Below are 2,133 nucleotides of genomic sequence, written 5' to 3' on the forward strand. Positions count from 1 at the left end.
TAATCATTTGTGTTGGACTTGCTTGCGTCGTATGGGAATGGGAAGCCTCTCATCAATATAACTTTTCTGTAAGAGTGTCTAACTCTTGGGGCGACGAGCAACCATGGATTGAGAAAGGTGGAGTATATTCAACCCAACTACCAAAACTCACACAGCGAATTAACTTAGAACCATTTTTTGTTAAATTGAAGACAAAGCTATCAAACCATTCAGTTGTACAAAGCTGGGATAAAAATAACACAAGGTTTAAGCCAGCTCTTCTGTCTTCTGGAGGGCCACTAATCATACAAGTGATTGCCCCAACATATGGAACACGAAGGTGGTCACTAATCGGGCATGATGGACACGGAATAAATAAGCAACAAACAAGACAACTTGAAGAAGATTTAGAAATTGCGATGCAGCAAATGTTTAATAATTAAAAATCCTAACCAATCAGTTGAGCGCGACGGCTGATCGCCGCCGCTCACTTCAACCGTTCGACGAAAGAATGAATTCTAAGATCCCAACCATCATAATCTCCACCATCACGATGATGGCTCTATCTGGTTGCTCCTGTGTCGTTTTCGTAAAAAAATACTCATTAAGCGGTGAGATCACTCCAATCAACAAGACGACAGTCCAAGAAGCCGCGGAGCTTTCAAAGTTCAATGAAAAGGAATTAAAAAAAGAAAACACATACTACTTTAAGAGAAGAAACCTCCGCTTGCTATACAACGAATCTGAGCAGACCATTAGCCTAAACAGCAGATATTGTCCATTTATCCCATTTCGAATGAACCCTACTCCATGGCAGACACGATGTAATCTCTACACTGAAGAGCTTAAGATCGAATTGATGAATTCAGGCATTACTACGAAGGATATCACTTTCCTTGAATTCGAAACTAAACCAACCCCAGAGCTCGAACCAAACGGTGGTGATCAATAGATTTCGCTGGCGCTCATCTATGTCACACCTCCACGTTAGCTTAAAATGAAGGTGCCGTTTACATTTACTCAAATTCTGAAGGCTATGTTTTCACTGGCGGTTATCCAGATTTCTTTGACTTATCTTGTTTCAAGATACTTTATATTTCCTTTTTTATTACTAGGTGTTTTGTGCGGAATCGTCGGGTTTCTACATTCATTCTTTAATCTTGAGATAAAGGTGAAATGTCCGAAATGTAGATCTTTCGGAACTGTAGTATTTGGTTACCAATCTGGATTTTCTGGCGCTCGACCAATATTTAACTGCACATGCTGTGGCCAATTTATCAACAAGAGTCTATTTTTCATCAAGGTGCGAAATGAGAAACCATGAACTAACTAACAATGAAGCTAACAAGACGCTGCACCCAACTGATGACCAGCTGGAGAGTCCTACTTACATGACAATTTTCACATCACCTAAATCCTTAAGTTCACTGAGTGGTCATCAGTCGGTGTGCTTTACGTTCTGCAAAAAAATGAAATACTTCCTCACCGTTATCTACGCAATCGCGCTGATACCACTAGCAGCCTGCGCTAAACCTGATGCCATCAAGGAGGTCAAGGGTTACCCGGTCTACAAGTTTATCAACGTTGGCGGCATCGACGCTAAAGCCCTCAAGGCCAATGAAGCCGAGACCCGGAAGTTTCTCGGAGAGAATTATGATGCTTACGTTAAGCAGCACCAACTTTTTGTATCCCGTGGTTTTGACGTCCACACTCCGCTGAAGATTCAAACTGAGACGGGTAAGGAGATTGAGGTGTATGTCCAGACCAAGGATTACGAAGGGCTGTGGAAGGTCAGTCCGCACGACCTTGCCAAGCAAAAGAAGTCCCACTTGGGCACGATCAAATACATTCAGGACAAAGTGGGTGGCGAGCCGGGCGACCGAGCGATCTTTTTCGAGTCCAAGTTGGTCGAGCGTGAACCCATCATCCGCAAATGAAGAAATGCAGAACAAGACGCATCATCCAACCACTAGAAGCCGCCCTGTTTCCATGATTTCCAGTAACTACAAACCTAACCTCGCGATCCACATCCGCCCCCGCTTCTAGTGGTGGATGTGCTTATCGTTCTCCAAAATGAAACATTTATCCATAGCCATTCTATTGCTGCCCTTTTTTCTTTCAGCACAAGCTGGCGAGAAATTAACTCACCCTCCA

At 43.2% G+C, this 2,133-nt stretch carries 3 protein-coding genes; all 3 read left to right on the plus strand.

All coding sequences use genetic code 11. The features are described 5' to 3' along the window. Window positions 1-422, plus strand: a 422-nt coding sequence (locus ABGY95_RS12795) for a hypothetical protein (protein WP_347442075.1), incomplete at its 5' end; no start/stop codon positions are given. 68 nt (window positions 423-490) lie between these two features. Then, a complete protein-coding gene (locus tag ABGY95_RS12800) occupies window positions 491-931 on the plus strand; it encodes a hypothetical protein (protein ID WP_347442076.1) in 441 nt (146 codons plus the stop codon). 517 nt (window positions 932-1,448) lie between these two features. Beyond that, entirely contained in the window at window positions 1,449-1,916 is a 468-nt protein-coding gene (locus ABGY95_RS12805; protein WP_347442077.1) for a hypothetical protein, read from the plus strand. Window positions 1,917-2,133: the final 217 nt, after the last annotated feature.

It is taken from the genome of Rubritalea sp. (assembly GCF_039830215.1).
Classification (GTDB): domain Bacteria; phylum Verrucomicrobiota; class Verrucomicrobiia; order Verrucomicrobiales; family Akkermansiaceae; genus Rubritalea.

Bases quoted from the DNA above. Each gene is read 5' to 3' on its own strand.
- ABGY95_RS12800 (WP_347442076.1), top strand. From the start codon at position 491: ATGAATTCTAAGATCCCAACCATCATAATCTCCACCATCACGATGATG.
- ABGY95_RS12805 (WP_347442077.1), top strand. From the start codon at position 1,449: ATGAAATACTTCCTCACCGTTATCTACGCAATCGCGCTGATACCACTA.